16 protein-coding genes are annotated in these 18,243 nt (G+C 59.0%); 6 read left to right on the top strand and 10 right to left on the bottom strand.

The window, feature by feature from the left end; all coding sequences use genetic code 11:
- Nucleotides 1-80 precede the first annotated feature (80 nt).
- Nucleotides 81-986, bottom strand: a complete 906-nt coding sequence (locus SP68_RS06475) for a LysR family transcriptional regulator (protein WP_008803817.1) — start codon at nt 984-986, stop codon at nt 81-83.
- 119 nt (nt 987-1,105) lie between these two features.
- Between SP68_RS06475 and mdlC the strand changes: the two genes are divergently transcribed.
- The 5 genes from mdlC to SP68_RS06455 all read left to right on the top strand — a co-directional run bounded on the left by mdlC (nt 1,106) and on the right by SP68_RS06455 (nt 6,911).
- Nucleotides 1,106-2,695 (top strand): benzoylformate decarboxylase, encoded by a 1,590-nt coding sequence (gene mdlC, locus SP68_RS06470; RefSeq protein ID WP_022064980.1) that lies wholly within the window; start codon nt 1,106-1,108, stop codon nt 2,693-2,695.
- Nucleotides 2,696-2,765: 70 nt separating this feature from the next.
- Nucleotides 2,766-4,100: an MFS transporter gene (locus SP68_RS06465; protein ID WP_022064979.1), complete on the top strand. Its 1,335-nt coding sequence runs from the start codon at nt 2,766-2,768 to the stop codon at nt 4,098-4,100.
- Nucleotides 4,101-4,134: 34 nt separating this feature from the next.
- Nucleotides 4,135-5,613: an aldehyde dehydrogenase family protein gene (locus SP68_RS06460; protein WP_040968777.1), complete on the top strand. Its 1,479-nt coding sequence runs from the start codon at nt 4,135-4,137 to the stop codon at nt 5,611-5,613.
- Nucleotides 5,614-5,745: 132 nt separating this feature from the next.
- Nucleotides 5,746-6,006 carry an OprD family outer membrane porin gene (locus SP68_RS29045; RefSeq protein ID WP_044649543.1) on the top strand — a complete coding sequence of 87 codons (261 nt, stop codon included), beginning with the start codon at nt 5,746-5,748 and terminating at the stop codon, nt 6,004-6,006.
- Entirely contained in the window at nt 6,003-6,911 is a 909-nt protein-coding gene (locus tag SP68_RS06455; protein WP_022064977.1) for a ketopantoate reductase family protein, read from the top strand. The genes SP68_RS29045 and SP68_RS06455 overlap by 4 nt, the downstream gene beginning before the upstream one ends.
- Here the strand turns inward: SP68_RS06455 and SP68_RS06450 are convergent.
- From SP68_RS06450 to guaB, 3 genes are all read right to left on the bottom strand, one after another.
- A complete protein-coding gene (locus tag SP68_RS06450) occupies nt 6,908-7,066 on the bottom strand; it encodes an AraC family transcriptional regulator (RefSeq protein WP_022064976.1) in 159 nt (52 codons plus the stop codon). The two genes, SP68_RS06455 and SP68_RS06450, sit on opposite strands and share 4 nt — an antisense overlap.
- Nucleotides 7,067-7,396: 330 nt before the next feature.
- Complete coding sequence (gene guaA / locus SP68_RS06445) at nt 7,397-8,974, bottom strand: glutamine-hydrolyzing GMP synthase (RefSeq protein ID WP_040968778.1); 1,578 nt, start codon at nt 8,972-8,974, stop codon at nt 7,397-7,399.
- A 67-nt stretch (nt 8,975-9,041) separates the two neighbouring features.
- Nucleotides 9,042-10,508, bottom strand: coding sequence for an IMP dehydrogenase (guaB, locus tag SP68_RS06440; RefSeq protein WP_004151980.1), 1,467 nt, complete (start codon nt 10,506-10,508; stop codon nt 9,042-9,044).
- A gap of 158 nt (nt 10,509-10,666) precedes the next feature.
- Here guaB and xseA point away from each other — a divergent pair, with 158 nt between their 5' ends.
- Nucleotides 10,667-12,058 (top strand): exodeoxyribonuclease VII large subunit, encoded by a 1,392-nt coding sequence (xseA, locus tag SP68_RS06435; RefSeq protein WP_016161631.1) that lies wholly within the window; start codon nt 10,667-10,669, stop codon nt 12,056-12,058.
- Here xseA and SP68_RS06430 read toward each other — a convergent pair.
- The 6 genes from SP68_RS06430 to hisS all read right to left on the bottom strand — a co-directional run bounded on the left by SP68_RS06430 (nt 12,042) and on the right by hisS (nt 18,217).
- The gene (locus SP68_RS06430) at nt 12,042-12,260 is read right to left on the bottom strand and encodes a zinc ribbon domain-containing protein (protein WP_004201901.1); all 219 of its coding nucleotides are present in this window, start codon (nt 12,258-12,260) and stop codon (nt 12,042-12,044) included. The genes xseA and SP68_RS06430 overlap by 17 nt on opposite strands.
- Nucleotides 12,261-12,309: 49 nt before the next feature.
- Nucleotides 12,310-13,389: a Gfo/Idh/MocA family oxidoreductase gene (locus tag SP68_RS06425; protein WP_022064973.1), complete on the bottom strand. Its 1,080-nt coding sequence runs from the start codon at nt 13,387-13,389 to the stop codon at nt 12,310-12,312.
- Nucleotides 13,390-13,506: 117 nt separating this feature from the next.
- Nucleotides 13,507-14,985: a ribosome biogenesis GTPase Der gene (gene der, locus SP68_RS06420; RefSeq protein ID WP_008803808.1), complete on the bottom strand. Its 1,479-nt coding sequence runs from the start codon at nt 14,983-14,985 to the stop codon at nt 13,507-13,509.
- A gap of 113 nt (nt 14,986-15,098) precedes the next feature.
- Nucleotides 15,099-16,277, bottom strand: coding sequence for an outer membrane protein assembly factor BamB (gene bamB, locus SP68_RS06415; RefSeq protein ID WP_008803807.1), 1,179 nt, complete (start codon nt 16,275-16,277; stop codon nt 15,099-15,101).
- Between the two features lie 10 nt (nt 16,278-16,287).
- The gene (locus SP68_RS06410; protein WP_004201892.1) at nt 16,288-16,908 is read right to left on the bottom strand and encodes a YfgM family protein; all 621 of its coding nucleotides are present in this window, start codon (nt 16,906-16,908) and stop codon (nt 16,288-16,290) included.
- Nucleotides 16,909-16,942: 34 nt separating this feature from the next.
- Nucleotides 16,943-18,217 (bottom strand): histidine--tRNA ligase, encoded by a 1,275-nt coding sequence (gene hisS, locus SP68_RS06405; RefSeq protein WP_012540880.1) that lies wholly within the window; start codon nt 18,215-18,217, stop codon nt 16,943-16,945.
- Nucleotides 18,218-18,243: the final 26 nt, after the last annotated feature.

Genomic DNA, 18,243 nt, shown 5'->3' with positions numbered 1-18,243 from the left:
CCCGCGTTCACCGACAGAGTGATTCTGCCGTCGGCACGGAGAGGCCGCTACTTTTTCAACAGAATCTGCCGGTAGCGGTCTTAAGGCTCACCAAGTGCAGCCTCAATCTGCTCGCAGAACCACTTCAGCGAAGTGGATTTTTCACTTCGCGAATGCCAGTGCAGGGTCACTTCGAAAGATGGTACCTCGAAAGGTAGATCGACGACTTTCAATGGCTTATCTCCTGGAAATTCGCAAAAGCTCCAGGCAATGCGATAGGGCAAGATAGTGATCATCTCGGTCCCGGGGATGATCTTTGGCAGTACCGAAAAATGTGGGATGCGTAGCCGCACTCGGCGCTCGACGGCCATTTTTTTCAGGACGTCTTCTACCATGCCATGGCCGGATGTTCGGGTGACAATTGCATGGGGTTCGGCGAGAAATTGCTGCATATTCATCTGCGTGCCAATACGTGGATGAGCGTCATCGACCAGGCAACAGTATTGCTCGCTCATCAGCCTTTGGTGGGTAATGCCGGCCCCCGGCAATATCTGACTACAGATAGCCGCGTCGATATGCCCATCGTTCAGCCATGTTGCGACCTGGTCGATCTCAAGCGGCACGATGTCAAGCTCGATACTGGGCGCCATCTGGTTGAGACGTTCGAGCACTCTTGGCAGCAACGCAATTTCGCCCAAATCCGACAAGGCAAGACGAAAACGTCGCTTTGAGGTTGATGGGGAAAATTTGCGTGCCTCGGAAACGGCATCATTGATGCTACGGCTGGCTTCCTTGAATCCCTCATAGAGCTGAGTAGCCAACCGCGTAGGTTGCATGCCTTGTTGGTTACGTACGAATAAGGCGTCATCGAACTGTTCCCTGAGTTTGGCCAATGCATAGCTCACTGATGGCTGAGTTACGCAGAGTCGCTCGGCAGCCACGGTGACACTCTGGGTTTCATAAAGCGTGACGAAAGTCGTGATCAGGTTGAGGTCGAAACCGGCCATTGGCTAATCTCCAGTTGTATATAGATAGTGTCTATGCGCTGAAGTCAAAGTATTTATTTGATCGATTTTAGTCATCTTTCTACAGTTGAACTACATTACATTTACTGAATATTAACTTTATGAAAACAATTCACTCCGCTGCATATGCGCTACTGCGCCGCCACGGCATGACCACCATCTTTGGCAACCCCGGCTCCAACGAACTGCCGTTCCTGAAGAGCTTCCCGGAAGACTTTCAGTACGTACTCGGCCTTCACGAAGGTGCGGTGGTGGGCATGGCCGACGGTTATGCGCTGGCCAGCGGCAAGCCGGCGTTCGTCAACCTGCATGCTGCGGCAGGCACGGGTAACGGTATGGGCGCGCTGACCAACTCCTGGTACTCGCACAGCCCCCTGGTGATCACCGCGGGTCAGCAAGTGCGACCGATGATCGGGGTAGAGGCCATGCTGGCCAACGTCGATGCTACGCAACTGCCCAAGCCGCTGGTGAAGTGGAGCTACGAGCCGGCCAACGCCCAGGACGTACCGCGTGCCCTGAGCCAGGCGATCCACTATGCGAACACCACGCCGAAAGCACCGGTGTACCTGTCGATTCCTTACGATGACTGGGATCAGCCTTCGGGACCCGGCGTCGAGCACCTGATCGAGCGCGACGTGCAGACGGCCGGTACGCCAGACGCTCGGCAACTGCAGGTGCTGGTCCAGCAAGTGCAAGACGCTCGCAATCCGGTGCTGGTACTGGGCCCCGATGTCGATGCGACGCTGTCCAACGACCACGCAGTGGCTCTGGCTGACAAGCTGCGCATGCCCGTCTGGATCGCCCCGTCGGCGTCGCGCTGCCCGTTCCCTACCCGTCACCCTAGCTTCCGGGGCGTGCTGCCAGCAGCTATCGCTGGCATCAGCAAGACCCTGCAAGGCCATGACCTGATCATCGTGGTGGGTGCGCCGGTGTTCCGTTATCACCAGTTTGCCCCCGGTGATTACCTGCCGGTCGGGGCGCAACTGCTGCACATCACCTCCGATCCGCTAGAGGCTACACGAGCACCCATGGGCCATGCGCTGGTCGGCGACATCAAGGAAACCCTGCGCGTGCTGGCCGAAGAAGTCGTCCAGCAGTCCCGGCCGTATCCAGAAGCACTCGCTGCGCCTGAGTGTGTCACCGACGAGCCGCACCACCTGCACCCGGAAACGCTGTTCGATGTACTCGATGCGGTCGCCCCGCACGATGCCATCTATGTCAAGGAATCGACCTCGACAACCACGGCATTCTGGCAGCGCATGAACCTGCGTCATCCAGGCAGCTATTACTTCCCGGCAGCGGGTGGCCTGGGCTTCGGCCTGCCGGCCGCCGTTGGCGTGCAGCTCGCCCAACCGCAGCGCCGAGTCGTCGCACTGATCGGTGATGGCTCTGCCAACTACGGCATCACCGCGCTCTGGACTGCCGCGCAATACCGGGTCCCCGTGGTGTTCATCATCCTCAAGAACGGCACCTACGGTGCCCTGCGCTGGTTTGCCGGGGTGCTCAAGGCCGAGGACTCCCCTGGTCTTGACGTTCCCGGCCTGGACTTCTGTGCCATTGCCAAAGGCTATGGGGTCAAGGCCGTACACACCGATACCCGGGACAGTTTCGAAGCGGCACTACGAACTGCGCTGGACGCCAATGAACCCACCGTCATTGAGGTGCCGACCCTGACCATCCAGCCTCACTGACCTCATGTGAACGTGGTCGCCGCCCGCGCCTCGCTCACTAATCTCGATAACAACAATAAGAGATACAACAATGACTCAACGACGTGCCTTGGATGTCGCGGGCTCCGCTCCGCTTGGAAAACTCCACTATACCCTACTGTTCTGGTGTTCCTTCATCATGCTGTTCGATGGCTATGACCTGGTCATCTACGGCTCTGTCGTGCCGCAATTGATGGAGCATTGGGCATTGACTCCGGTCATTGCCGGCTGGATGGGCAGTGCCGCGCTGTTCGGCATGATGTTCGGCGCTGTCGTCATCGGCCCGCTAGCAGATCGCCTGGGACGGCGCAAAGTTATTCTCAGCGCCATGACGCTGGCCAGTGTTTGCACGCTGGGTACCGCGTGGGCCTGGGATGCGGAGAGTTTCGCAACTCTGCGTTTCGTCACCGGCGTCGGGTTGGGCGGGGCGATCCCCAACATCGTCGCGTTGATGAATGACCTGACACCGAAAGCACGTCGCAGCCGAATGACCACCATCATGCTCAGCTTCTACTCGATCGGGGCAATTTTTTCGGCTCTGGTAGCCATGTTTATCATTCCTCGCTTTGGATGGGAGGCAACGTTTCTGGTGGGCGGCATCCCGCTGCTGTTCCTGCCGTGGATGTACCGCCAACTGCCCGAGTCGCTGAACTTCCTGCTGAAAAAGGACAAGGCCGCGGCCAGTGCGCTGCTCAAACGCATCGATCCCGCCGTCAACGCTGACCAGGTACGTTTCGATGCGCCCGTACGCACTTCGAGCGCGGCACCGTTGTCGCGTCTGTTCACCGAAGGACGTGGCGTGGGTACGGTGTTCCTGTGGCTGGGGTTTGGCATGTGCATGCTGATGGTCTATGGGCTCAATACCTGGCTGCCGAAGATCATGGTCGCCGGTGGCTTCCCGCTGGGTTCGAGCCTGATGTTCCTTGTGACCTTGAACATTGGCGCCACCTTCGGCGCCCTGGGTGGTGGCTGGCTCGCCGATCGCTGGGGCTGCAAGCCCACGTTGATACTGTTCTTCCTGCTGGCGGTGATCTCACTCTGCACGCTGGGTATCAAGCCTGGCCCGCTGTTGCTCAACGCCATGTTGCTGATCGCCGGTGCCACCACCATCGGCACCCTGGCCGTCATCCATGCCTTCGCTGCACAGCAGTACCCGAGCGAGATCCGTGCGACGGGCGTGAGTTGGTGTTCGGCAATTGGCCGTTTCGGGGCCGTGGCTGGCCCGGCAATGGGCGGCCTGATGCTGAGCATAAACCTGCCACTGCAGCTCAATTTCATTCTCTGCGCAGTCCCCGGATTGGTGGCGATTTTCGCCATTGCCATGATCAAAAGAAGGGACGTTGCCAGCGTGGGCTTGAATGCCCAGCCGGCAGACACCCATCACTGAACAACGTGCCCAATACTGATAAAGGAGATATTCCGTGAGTCAAGTCAATCACACGCCGTATCGCGATCTTCACCTGCTGCCGATTGCCGGCGCATGGCGTGAAGGCAGTGCGCCGCAATCACTGCAGGTCAGCGATCCGTACAACGGAGAAACCCTGCTGCAGATCAAGCAGGCTACCCGCGATGACCTGGACGAAGCCTATCAGACCGCGCAGCGCGCCCAGGTCGAGTGGGCGATGATAGGACCGGGGCAGCGCTCTGCCATCCTGCACCGTGCGGTGCAGATCTTCGATGAGCGTCGCGAGGAGATCATCGGCTGGATCATCCGCGAGTCGGGCAGTACCCGCATCAAGGCGCAAATCGAGTGGGGCGCTGCGCGCAGCATCACCCTTGAGTCAGCCTCTTTTCCGGCGCGGGTGTACGGGCGCATTCTGCCGTCCAACGTCCCGGGCAAGGAAAATCGCGTTTACCGAGAGCCGCTGGGTGTGGTGGGGGTGATCAGCCCATGGAACTTCCCGCTCCACCTCACCCAGCGTTCGGTGGCACCAGCATTGGCCCTGGGCAATGCCGTGGTGATCAAGCCCGCGAGCGATACCCCCGTGACGGGCGGCCTGCTGGCCGCGCGCATCTTCGAGGAAGCTGGCGTTCCGGCAGGCGTGATTAGCGTGCTGGTCGGCTCTGGTGCCGAGATTGGTGATGCGTTCGTCGAGCATCCGGTACCCAAATTCATCTCCTTCACGGGCTCGACCCCTGTGGGCGCCAACATTGGCCGTATCGCCAGCGGTGGCAAGCACCTCAAGCACGTGGCACTGGAGCTGGGCGGCAACAGCCCGTTCGTGGTGCTGGCCGATGCCGACCTGGAGCAGGCGGTAGCAGCGGCGGTGATGGGCAAGTTCCTGCACCAGGGGCAGATCTGCATGGCGATCAACCGCATCATCGTCGAGGACGCACTGTATGACCGCTTCGTCGAGCGCTATGCCGAAAGGGTCAAGGCGTTGAAGGTGGGCGACCCCAGCGAGCCGGATACCGTGGTCGGGCCGATCATCAACCGCAAGCAACTGGACACGTTGCTGAGCAAGGTGGCGCGGGCCAGGGAGGAGGGTGCCCGTCCGGTCGTCGAAGGTGACGTGCGTGGGCAACTGCTGCCGCCTCACGTGTTCGCCGATGTGACGGCAGAAATGGAGATCACCCGCGAGGAAATTTTCGGCCCGCTGGTCGGCATTCAGCGCGCGCGAGATGAGGCCCACGCGCTGGCGCTAGCGAACGACAGTGAGTTCGGGCTATCTAGCGCCGTATTCACTGCCGACCTGGAGCGCGGCGCGCGTTTCGCGCGTCGAATCAAGGCTGGCATGACCCATGTGAACGACATTCCGGTCAACGACGAGGCGCACGCTCCCTTTGGCGGTGAGAAGAACTCGGGGCTGGGGCGTTTCAACGGTGAGTGGGCAATCGAGGAATTCACCACCGATCACTGGATCAGCGTGCAGATGACACCACGCAAATACCCGTTCTAGCACACTGGCGCAGGTCCCTTCCGGCTTGCGCCTGGTCCTGCGAATCCACTGACGCCGTGATTCTTCTGATTTCTACGGCCAGATCGAGGACATTTATCAGCAGCATTACCTGGACTTGTCCAACCGTCCGTCTTGTCGACCGGCTACTCGCTGCAGACCGAGTTGCGCCACTCCCAGAACCGTGAAGACGGCAAAGCGTTGTATGGCGATATCGACAACAAGAGTTACGGCGCCATGACCACCCTGACAATCGGCGGGCATGGCGTGGGTCAGCGGTGGTGCAATGCCTCAGGACATAGACGGCATTTATGTTTTGCCGGGTACGCATTTATTTGTGAGACAGAGAATGGCTTCCTGAAGTGGCCATTCATTTACTCGAAGGAGCAGCGATGAAAATTGCAATAGTGGGCGCAGGGGCGATGGGCGGACTGTTTGGTGCGCGCCTGGCCTTGGCTGGACAGGACGTGTCTTTCGTCGAGGCGTCGGAGACGACCATCGAGGTCATCTCTCGCCAGGGCTTGCGCCTGGAGACGCCTGACGTACAGGAAAGCGTCTGGGTGCCAATCTCTCGTGCACACCAAGTGACAGGCCACTTCGACCTGCTGGTGATCTTTACCAAGGGGTTTCATACCGCCGCCGCCATCGAGTCAGTGCGCCACCTGGTGGGGCCGCAGACTTGGGCGCTTTCGGTGCAGAACGGGCTGGGCAATGCCGAGCTCATCGCCCGCGTGGTTCCGGCCGAGCGCATCATCGTCGGCATGACCAACTTGCCGGCAGACCTTGTCGCGCCTGGCGTGGTGCACAGCCACGGCGAAGGGCACATCAATATCTGGGCAGGCAATGGTAAGGACAGCCCGACCGTGCACGAAATCGCGGCGAATTTTAGCCAGGCCGGTTTGCCGTGCGAGGCCGATCCGCAGGTGCAGGTGTCGATCTGGGAGAAGGTGGCGTTCAACGCAGCGCTCAATTCGGTTTGCGCGGTGACCCGCCGGACCGTGGGCGCGATCGGCCACGCTGAAGAGGGACGGCAGGTGACCTCCCGCATCGTCAGCGAAACCGTGGCGGTTGCCCAGGCTGCTGGCGTTGATGCTGATCAGCGGCGGGTTATCGCTGCTGTCGACTATGCCTTTCGCCATCACCAGCAGCACAAACCGTCGATGCTGCAGGATGTCGAGGCAGGTCGCAAAACCGAGATCGATTTCATCAATGGCGCGGTGGTCGAACGTGGCAAGCGCCTGGGCGTCGCCACGCCGGTGCTGGAGATGCTGTTCAGCCTGGTGAAGTTGAGCGAAGGCTAGATTTCCCGGCGCTGAAGGCGAAACGCCTTTAGGGTCAGGTCCGTGGTGCGCTTGAAGAACCGTGAGAAGTAAGCCTGCTCGGCGCCCCCCAGGCTGTCGGCGACCTGGCCAACCGTCAACGAGGTGTAGATCAGGTTGCCCTTGGCTTCGGGCATGATGCGCTGGTGTTCCCTGAAGTACTTTCGATCAGCAGCGTCAGGTTTTCCAGATACTACAGGCCGCGCTCCCTGGGCTTGGCGGCCAACTGGTAGCACTCTCGTGAGCACCGTGAAATCCACACCAGCAAGGTGACCCTGGCACTGTTTTCAGGGAAGAGATCAAAATTCAAAACCAGAGAGTACCATCAAAAATTCCATTGAAAAAACCGTGCTTCCCGTTGCTAACAGCTGCCAGAAAGTGCCAGACATAAAAACAAAAAAGCCCGCAGTTACGCGGGCTTAGAGTACTTTACTGCTTTTACGTGCAGGCTGTTGCCAGACGCGAAATCATTCCCACTCAATCGTTGCTGGCGGCTTACCGCTGATGTCATACACCACGCGGGAGATACCGTTCACTTCATTGATGATACGGTTAGAGACGCGGCCGAGGAAATCATACGGCAGGTGCGCCCAGTGCGCGGTCATAAAGTCGATGGTTTCCACTGCGCGCAGGGAAACGACCCAGTCGTATTTACGGCCATCGCCCATCACGCCGACGGAACGAACCGGCAGGAACACGGTAAACGCCTGACTCACTTTGTTGTACAGGTCAGCTTTGTGCAGCTCTTCGATGAAGATAGCGTCCGCACGACGCAGCAGGTCGCAGTACTCTTTCTTCACTTCGCCCAGCACGCGCACGCCGAGGCCCGGGCCCGGGAACGGGTGACGGTAGAGCATATCGTACGGCAGGCCCAGTTCCAGACCGATCTTACGCACTTCGTCTTTGAACAGCTCACGCAGCGGCTCAACCAGCCCCATCTTCATCTCTTTCGGCAGGCCGCCCACGTTGTGGTGAGATTTAATGACGTGTGCTTTACCGGTAGCGGAAGCGGCAGACTCGATAACGTCAGGGTAGATGGTACCCTGCGCCAGCCATTTGACGTCGTCCAGCTTCAGCGCTTCTTCGTCGAACACTTCCACGAAGACGCGGCCGATGATTTTACGTTTCGCTTCCGGATCGTTCTCGCCTTTCAGCGCGTCGAGGAAGCGCTGCTCGCCTTCAACGTGAACAATGTTCAGGCCAAAGTGGTCGCCAAACATGTCCATCACCTGCTGCGCTTCATTCAGACGCAGGAGACCGTTATCCACGAATACGCAGGTCAGGTTTTTGCCGATGGCGCGGTGCAGCAACATCGCGGTCACCGAAGAGTCCACGCCGCCGGAGAGGCCAAGGATCACTTTGTCATCGCCAACCTGCTGGCGGATACGCTCGACGGCGTCGTCGATGATTTTCGCCGGGGTCCACAGGGCTTCACACTGGCAGATGTCGCGCACGAAGCGCTCCAGCATACGCATCCCCTGACGGGTGTGGGTCACTTCCGGGTGGAACTGCACGCCGTAGAAGCGTTTTTCTTCGTTGGCCATAATGGCGAACGGGCAGTTGTCGGTGCTGGCGACGGTGACGAAGTCAGACGGGATGGAGGTGACTTTGTCGCCGTGGCTCATCCACACGTCCAGCAACGGTTTGCCGTCCGCGGTCAGGGAGTCTTCGATACCGCGCACCAGCGCGCTGTCGTTAACCACTTCAACCTGCGCGTAGCCAAACTCACGCTCGTTAGAACCTTCCACATGGCCGCCCAGCTGCATCGCCATGGTCTGCATGCCGTAGCAGACGCCAAATACCGGCACGCCGGCTTCAAACACATACTGCGGCGCGCGCGGGCTGTTCTCTTCGGTAGTACTTTCCGGGCCGCCGGAAAGAATGATGCCGCTTGGATTGAATTCGCGGATCTGTGCTTCTGTGACATCCCACGCCCACAGCTCACAGTAGACGCCCAGCTCACGCACGCGACGCGCCACCAGCTGAGTATACTGAGAGCCGAAGTCGAGGATGAGAATGCGATGTTTATGAATGTTTTCCGTCATTGACGCTAATTCCGAGGCAAGTGAAACAGAGTAAATAAATCGCCCGACGCTAGGTCGGGCGAAGAAATCAGGAGCCCAGACGGTAGTTCGGGGACTCTTTGGTGATGGTCACGTCGTGAACGTGGCTTTCCTGAATGCCCGCACCGCTGATGCGTACGAATTCAGCTTTGGTACGCAGCAGGTCAATGGTACCACAGCCGGTCAGACCCATACAGGAACGCAGACCGCCCATCTGCTGGTGAATGATTTCTTTCAGGCGACCTTTATAGGCCACGCGGCCTTCGATACCTTCCGGCACCAGTTTGTCAGCGGCGTTATCGCTCTGGAAGTAGCGGTCAGAGGAGCCTTTAGACATCGCGCCAAGAGAGCCCATGCCGCGGTAAGATTTGTAAGAACGGCCCTGGTAGAGTTCGATTTCACCCGGGGATTCTTCGGTACCCGCCAGCATAGAGCCGACCATCACCGCGGCCGCGCCGGCAGCGATGGCTTTGGCGATATCGCCGGAGAAACGGATACCGCCGTCAGCGATAACCGGAATACCGGTCCCTTCCAGTGCTTCCACCGCGTCGGAAACGGCGGTGATCTGCGGCACGCCCACACCGGTGACGATACGGGTCGTACAGATGGAGCCCGGGCCGATACCCACTTTCACCGCGCTGCAACCGGCTTCCGCCAGCGCGCGCGCGCCTGCACCGGTGGCCACGTTGCCGCCGATGATCTGCAGGTCCGGGTATTTCGCGCGGGTTTCACGAATGCGCTGCAGGACGCCTTCAGAATGACCGTGCGAGGAGTCGATCAGCAGAACGTCAACGCCCGCGGCTACCAGCGCGTCAACGCGCTCTTCGTTGCCGGCACCGGCGCCGACCGCCGCGCCTACGCGCAGACGGCCCTGCTCATCTTTACAGGCATTCGGTTTACGTTCTGCTTTCTGGAAATCTTTAACAGTGATCATGCCGCGCAGGTGGAAGCTCTCATCCACGACCAGCGCCTTCTCAACGCGTTTTTCATGCATCTTAGCGAAGACCACCTCGCGGCTTTCGCCTTCACGTACGGTAACCAGACGCTCTTTCGGGGTCATATAGACGCTGACCGGCTGGTTCAAATCGGTGACGAAACGCACGTCGCGGCCAGTGATGATACCGACCAGCTCGTTCTCTTCCGTAACCACCGGGTAGCCGGCGAAGCCGTTACGCTCGGTCAGCTCTTTCACTTCACGCAGGGTGGTGGTTGGCAGAACGGTCTGCGGGTCGGTGACCACGCCGGACTCATGTTTCTTCACGCGACGAACTTCTTCCGCCTGGCGCTCGATGGACATGTTTTTGTGAATAAAGCCGATGCCGCCTTCCTGTGCCAGGGCAATAGCCAGACGCGCTTCCGTTACGGTATCCATGGCTGCGGAGAGCATAGGAATATTCAGACGAATGGTTTTCGTCAGCTGAGTGCTGAGATCGGCAGTATTCGGCAGAACGGTAGAATGAGCGGGAACGAGGAGGACGTCGTCAAACGTCAGGGCTTCTTTAGCGATACGTAGCATGGGCAATATCTCGACCAGGGTGGATAAATATTGCCGTGGCATTATACAGAGCGTAACCGATTGCATCTACCCTTTTTTGCAAATAATACTTGCCATCCCCTCTGAGCGCGTTACTATCGACTGAATAACCTGCTGATTTAAAGTTTGATCTTGCTCACATGTTACCCTCTCAATCCCCCGCAATTTTTACCGTAAGCCGCCTCAATCAGACGGTGCGTCTGCTGCTTGAGCGCGAAATGGGCCAGGTTTGGATCAGCGGCGAGATCTCTAACTTCAGCCAGCCCTCCTCTGGCCACTGGTACTTCACCTTAAAAGACGATAACGCCCAGGTGCGCTGCGCGATGTTCCGCAACAGCAACCGCCGGGTGACGTTTCGCCCACAGCACGGGCAGCAGGTGCTGGTTCGCGCCAACATCACCCTGTATGAGCCGCGCGGCGACTACCAGATTATCGTCGAAAGCATGCAGCCCGCCGGCGAAGGGTTATTACAGCAGAAGTATGAGCAGCTCAAAGCGCAGTTAACGGCGGAAGGACTGTTCGAGCAAAAACATAAGCAGGCGCTCCCCTCACCCGCCCACTGCGTCGGCGTCATCACCTCGAAAACCGGTGCGGCGCTGCACGATATTCTCCATGTTCTCAGGCGCCGCGATCCCGGGCTGCCGGTGATCATCTACCCAACCGCGGTCCAGGGTGACGACGCCCCCGGGCAGATTGTGCGCGCCATCGCGCTGGCCAACGCGCGCCAGGAGTGTGACGTACTGATTGTCGGACGCGGCGGCGGTTCGCTGGAGGATCTGTGGAGTTTTAACGATGAACGGGTGGCACGGGCTATTTTCGCCAGCCAGATCCCTATCGTTAGCGCCGTCGGCCATGAAACCGACGTCACGATCGCCGATTTTGTTGCCGACCTGCGAGCACCGACTCCCTCAGCCGCCGCGGAGATCGTCAGCCGCAATCAGCAGGAGCTGCTGCGCCAGCTGCAGTCCGGACAGCAGCGTCTGGAGATGGCGATGGACTATTTCCTCGCCAGTCGCCAGCGCCGTTTTACCCAGCTGTTCCATCGCCTGCAGCAACAGCATCCGCAGCTGCGCCTGGCCCGCCAGCAGACCGCCCTGGAACGCCTGCGCCAGCGGATGCGTATCGCCGTGGAATCGCAGCTTAAGCGCGCCGAACAGCGGCAAAAGCGCACCGTTCAACGTCTGGATCACTACAACCCGCAGCCACGGATCCACCGGGCGCAATCGCGGATCCAGCAGCTGGAATACCGGCTGGCGGAAAATATGCGTGGCCGCCTCAGCGAGCGGCGTGAACGGTTTGGCAACGCGGTGACCCATCTGGAGGCGGTGAGTCCCTTAGCCACTCTGGCGCGCGGCTACAGCGTCACCTCGGTGAGCGACGGTACGGTGCTGAAACAGACGAAACAGGTCAAAACCGGCGATCTGCTCACCACCCGCCTGAAAGACGGCTGGATCGAAAGCGAAGTGAAGCAGATCGCGCCGGTGAAAAAAACGCGGGCCAGAAAGCCTTCACCCGCTAAACCAGCGGAATAAATTCCACCCGTTTTTTCGAGATCAGGCCATGCCCATGCTGGCAAAAGTAATCCACCGCGCCGCACGCCTTGAGCACCTCCAGCGGCTGGTGGCATTCCGGGCAGCGGGCCTCGAGGGCAAATACCCTTTCGCACTGGGCGCAATGCGCGCTGCTGCCTTTGACATCTAACGGCGCGTGGCACAGAGGGCAATCAAGTTCCATAACCATTCCTTTCAACGTTTATCTGCACCTATTTTATCATGTTCCGGGTTTAATGAGGGCCGCGTAATTGCTGCTGTAGCCGGAGCAGCCATTCCACTTCCTCAAGCCGACGTCGCGTCAACCCGGCCACGCTGTCGGGCGCCCGGATAAACAGATTATCCGCGCCGAGGATCTGCTCATCGAGGCAGTGCGAATAGATCGTCCCGGGGCGGGTCCAGCGCTGGATCCGCTCGCCGTCGTGCAGCGTCACCACTTCGCCCTCAGGGGAGCGGTCGAGGATGAGGATTCGCCCGTCCCGCAGCCCTATCCGCATTCCCTTTTGCCCGCCCGCGGGGCCCGCGTATTTGTTTAGCCAGATATTAAGCGGGATAGTTCCGAGGGTTCCCTGCAGATGCGCCTCCCCCTCTGCGGTGACCGTATCCCCAGGGGCAATGTCATGGCCGAGGCGGTCTTTCGCCACCCGAAGGGAAAGGCTCAGAGCCGTATCGCTTCCGCTGGCGTGCAGGGTTTCGCGGAGCATCGCCAGGACATGGGTGCCGATATCAAGGATCACCCCATCAGGGTGACGCAGCTGCCGGGTATCCAGCTCCCCGGTGGCAAAATTGAGCGCGACCGGCTCTCCGGCAGCGTTAAAGCCGCTTGGCTCCTGTAAATAGCCTTCGAGCCAGACGATATCCTGCGCTGACAGGTGCGGCGGCGGCTGGCGGCTGGCCTCCCCTTCCGCCCGCCACCGTGGGCCAGGAGCGTTCAGCGCAACGCCTCGCGCCATCCAGTGGTCAAGAGCCAGCACCCGCGCGGCCTGCTCAGGCGGTGCCAGCAGCGCCCGCAGTCGGGCGGCCTGCTCAAGGTTGGCCACGATCGGCTTTTCCACCACGATGCGGGAAATGCCGCTGGCTAACGCTCTCTCCAGCACGGGCAGATGCTGAAGTGATGAGGTGGTAATGAAGAGCGTATCCAGAGGTTCGGCCAGCAGTGCCGACAGCGAACTACAGCGCTGGATCCCCGGCAGCGCTCTGCTGCAGTCCAGGTCATAGCCCTGGCAGCGGTCGATGATGTTTCCCAGGCGACGCAGCGCCGGTAAATAGGCGGTTTCCACCACCGCGCCGAAGCCGATAAAACCAATCTGCATAGTAAGTCCACCTTTGAGCCGCTCTGTTCCCCGCGAAGTATCGCGGGATTATGGCGGAAGGTTTTGACATTTACCGGCATGGCGGCCACAAAAAACCCGCCGAAGCGGGTTTGATGATTATTTGCTTTTCTTGATGTGCTTGATCAAGCGCTTACGTTTACGCATCTGGTTCGGCGTCAGGGTGTTGCGCTTGTTGGCGAACGGGTTTTCCCCTTCCTTGAACTGGATCCGGATTGGCGTACCCATCACGTCCAGGGATTTACGGAAGTAGTTCATCAGGTAGCGCTTGTAGGAATCCGGCAGATCCTTCACCTGGTTACCGTGGATCACCACGATAGGCGGGTTGTAGCCCCCGGCGTGGGCATATTTCAGCTTCACGCGACGGCCACGCACCAGCGGTGGCTGATGATCTTCCGCCGCCATGTTCATGATCCGGGTCAGCATCGCGGTGCTTACGCGGCGGGTGGCGCTGTCATAGGCTTCGCGTACCGATTCAAACAGGTTGCCGACGCCGCTGCCGTGCAGGGCGGAGATGAAGTGCACCCGGGCAAAGTCGATAAAGCCCAGACGATAGTCGAGGGTCTCCTTCACCTGCTCCTTCACTTCCTGACTCAGGCCATCCCACTTGTTAACAACGATCACCAGCGAACGACCGCTGTTGAGAATAAAGCCCAGCAGCGAGAGGTCCTGATCGGAGATCCCTTCGCGAGCATCGATCACCAGCAGCACGACGTTGGCGTCTTCAATCGCCTGCAGCGTTTTGATCACCGAGAACTTTTCCACGACGTCGGTGATTTTCCCGCGCTTACGTACCCCGGCGGTATCGATGAGCACATATTCACGCTCGTCACGCTGCATCGGGATGTAAATACTGTCGCGGGTGGTGCCCGGCATATCGTAAACCACCACGCGATCTTCACCGAGGATGCGGTTGGTGAGGGTTGATTTACCGACGTTAGGGCGTCCAACAATCGCCAGCTTGATCGGCAGATCCTGCGGATTGAAGTCGTCCTCCGGCTCTTCTTCCGCTTCACCATTCTGCTCGGCTTCGAATTTTGCCCAGTATTCGGCGTCTTCATCCACCTCTTCCTGCGGGCTGATCTCATCCACCCATGGCAGCAGGGCCTGCTCCAGCAGGCTGGTCACGCCGCGGCCGTGCGAAGCAGCGATAGGATAGATATCACCCAGGCCTAAGGACCAGAAGTCCGCCATCGCCTGGTCGACATCGATGCCGTCGGTTTTATTGGCCACCAGGAAGGTGGGCTTTTCACGAGAGCGCAGATGTTTAGCGATGGCGATGTCCGCCGGCATCAGGCCTGCGCGCGCATCGACCATAAACAGCACCACATCGGCCTCTTCGATAGCCAACAGCGACTGCTCCGCCATCCGGGTTTCCACGCCCTCTTCCGTACCATCAATACCACCGGTATCGATACAGATGAATTCGCGGCCTTCGACTTCGGCCCGACCGTACTTACGGTCACGAGTCAGCCCCGGGAAATCCGCAACCAGCGCATCACGAGTGCGCGTCAGGCGGTTAAAGAGCGTGGATTTTCCAACGTTAGGGCGCCCGACAAGCGCGACCACAGGTATCATGTTAAATGCCTCATACAATCACTAAGCAACATCGTCTTAACGACGTTTTTAAAAAAGTCAAAACGGCCCCTGTCTGCCAGGGGCCGTTTCTTAATCATTCACGACAGCGGTAATTAACGCGTAATCGCGTACAGCGTACCGTCTTTCGCCTGGATCAGCAGTCGACCATCTGCAACCACCGGATCGGTCAGGAAGCCGGAACTATCGACTTTCTGCTGTGCCACAAAATGGCCATCTTCCGGATTCACCCAGTGCATGTAGCCTTCGCTATCACCGACGACCAGATTGCCATTATACAACACCGGCGCGGTCAGCAAACGGTGCAGCAGATCGCTTTGCGTCCACAGGGTCACACCACCATCGGTGGTCAGTGCCAGCAGGCGATCGTTCTGGTCAACCAGGTAGATACGGTTACCATCGACGATGAAATCATTCACCGAACCCAGCTCGCGTTTCCACATAATCTGGCCGCTACGCAGGTCCAGCGCGGTCAGGTTACCGTTATAAGCCAGCGCATAAACCACACCGTTAACGATGATCGGCGTCGTGTCGACGTCGTTCAGGCGGTCAATTTCCGTCGGGCCGGTGGCCGTAGAAATACGCTGCTGCCAAATCATCTGCCCCTGCTGCATCAATACTGCACTGACGCGGCCGTTGTCGCCTCCGACGATCGCCGCGCCATAAGCGGTCGCAGGCGCAGACTCGCCGCGCAGGGAGAGTGCCGGCATATCGAGGTTAACGGTCCACTTCACGGCACCATCGGTCTCATTCAACGCCTGCAGCTGGCCGTTACTGGTATGCACCAGCACCATGCCATCGCTCACCACCGGACGCGACAGCGCCTCGCCAGCAACGCGGGTTTGCCAGGCAACGGTACCATCGCTGGTATTCAGCGCATACAGCTGCGCTTTCTCACTGCCAATATAAACATGGCCGCCAGAGACGGTCACACCGCCGGAAAGCAGCGCTGGCACGCGCGAGAACCAGCCATCTTTCTCCGCCAGGTTCACAGACCACACCTCTTTGCCGTCGTCCGCGTTCAGCGCTTTGACGGTGCCTTTACGGTCAGCAGCATACACTACGCCGTCGGCGAAGGCCGGATGAAGGTTAGAGTAAAATTCGCCGATACCATCGCCAACCGAGGTGCTCCAGGACGTGGACGGCGTAAACTGGTTTTCTACCGTCGGCAGCGGTGACATTTTCACCACATCTTCTTCGCTATTAAACAGCGAACACCCGCTCAGCAAGGTAACGGAAAGCAGCCCTGGCAAAAGTAATTTACGCAATTGCATCGAGTCCCTCTCAGATGGACAAATTATTCATTTTCATACGCATCATTTCGCTGAGCGCAGGAGAAGCATCGCTTTTCACGCCAGCTTCCCACGCCGCACGGGCCCCTTGCTTATCGCCTTTGCTCAACAGAATTTCGCCGCGCAAATCGGCCACAATGGCGGTCCAGCCCTCACCTTTGATGCTGTCGAGGGTTTTCAGCGCCGCATCAGCCTGTTTCATCTGCAGCTGAACGCGGGCAAGACGCATGCTGATAACCGATTTCAGGTTATCATCAGACGCGGCCGCCAGCCCCTGCTGCAGCTGCTTTTCAGCGTTAGGCAGATCGTTCTGTTCAACAAAATGCTGTGCCAGCTCGAGAGAGGCGAAGGCGCCGTAGGTATTTTTATTGTCAGCCGCGAATTTCTCCGCCCCTGACAGTACTTCTGGCGTATTCGATTTCAGCGCGGAAGTCGCCTGTTCGTAAGCCAGAGACGCGTCTCTGGCCGTATCCTGCTGATGGGAGGTCCAGTAGCGCCAGCCAACCAGCGCGCCAATCCCTAAAATCACCCCGACCGCCAGCGCTTTGCCGTTTTCGGCAAAGAAGCGCTTCAGCGCATCGACCTGATCGTTCTCGTTGTTAAAAGTTTCCACGCAGTCCTTCTCCTGACTAATAATTCCCGGGAGATTAACCCAGAAGTGTGCGCAAATGCGCGGCAACGCTCTCCTGCGTTACGGTAGTTTGCTCACCTGAGCGTAAATCCTTCACTACCACGTTTCCGTCAGCGATCTCTGACTCACCGACCACCAGGGCGATACGGGCGCCCCACTTATCGGCGCGGGCAAACTGCTTCTTAAAGTTGCCGCCGCCGTGGTTGGTCATCAGCTTCACGCCGGGCAGCGCATCGCGAACCTGCTCAGCCAGACGCATTGCAGCAGACTGAGTATCGGTCCCGGAGGCTACCAGGTATATATCGACAACAGGATCGGCTTTAAATTCCGGATTCACTGCCTGGACCAGTAAAACAAGACGTTCCAGCCCCATAGCAAAGCCCACGCCCGGGGTGGCACGACCGCCCAGCTGCTCAACCAGGCCGTCGTAACGACCGCCGGCGCAGACGGTGCCCTGGGAACCGAGGCTGGTGGTTACCCACTCGAACACGGTACGGTTATAGTAGTCGAGGCCGCGTACCAGACGCTGGTTGACGGTGTAGCGGATCCCGGCATCGTCAAGCAGCGCGCACAGGCCGGCAAAGTGGGCTTTCGACTCTTCGTCGAGGTAGTCGCCGAGCGCCGGCGCGTCGTTCAGCAGCGCCTGCACGTCCGGGTTCTTGGAGTCCAGCACCCGCAGCGGGTTGGTGTACATCCGGCGTTTGCTGTCTTCATCCAGTTTATCGGTAAACTGCTCCAGGTATGCCACCAGCGCGTCGCGGTAGTTGGCACGCGCTTCCAGCGAACCGATGGAGTTCAGCTCAAGGCTGACGTGATCGGAGATGCCCAGCTCACGCCACCAGCGCGCGGTCAGCATAATCAGCTCGGCATCGATGTCCGGGCCCTGCAGGCCAAACACTTCGGCGCCAATCTGATGGAACTGGCGGTAGCGACCTTTCTGCGGACGCTCGTGGCGGAACATTGGCCCGACGTACCACAGACGCTGTTCTTGATTGTACAGCAGACCATGTTCGATGCCGGCACGTACGCAGCCCGCCGTCCCTTCCGGACGCAGCGTCAGGCTGTCGCCGTTGCGGTCCTCAAAGGTGTACATCTCTTTTTCAACCACGTCGGTCACTTCGCCGATCGCGCGTTTGAATAACGGGGTCTGCTCTACAATCGGCAAACGGATTTCGCTGTAACCGTAGCTACCGAGCACCTGCTTCAGTGAGCCTTCAATGCGCTGCCAGAGAGCGGTTTCGCCCGGCAGATAATCGTTCATGCCACGGATGGCTTGAATGTTCTTTGCCACGTTTATTCTCTTTATATATACAAAAA

The sequence above is a fragment of the Klebsiella variicola genome (genome assembly GCF_000828055.2).
GTDB classification, from domain to species: Bacteria; Pseudomonadota; Gammaproteobacteria; order Enterobacterales; family Enterobacteriaceae; genus Klebsiella; species Klebsiella variicola.
The sequence above is the reverse complement of the archived record's forward strand: the minus strand, read 5'-3'. Positions and strand labels throughout refer to the sequence as shown.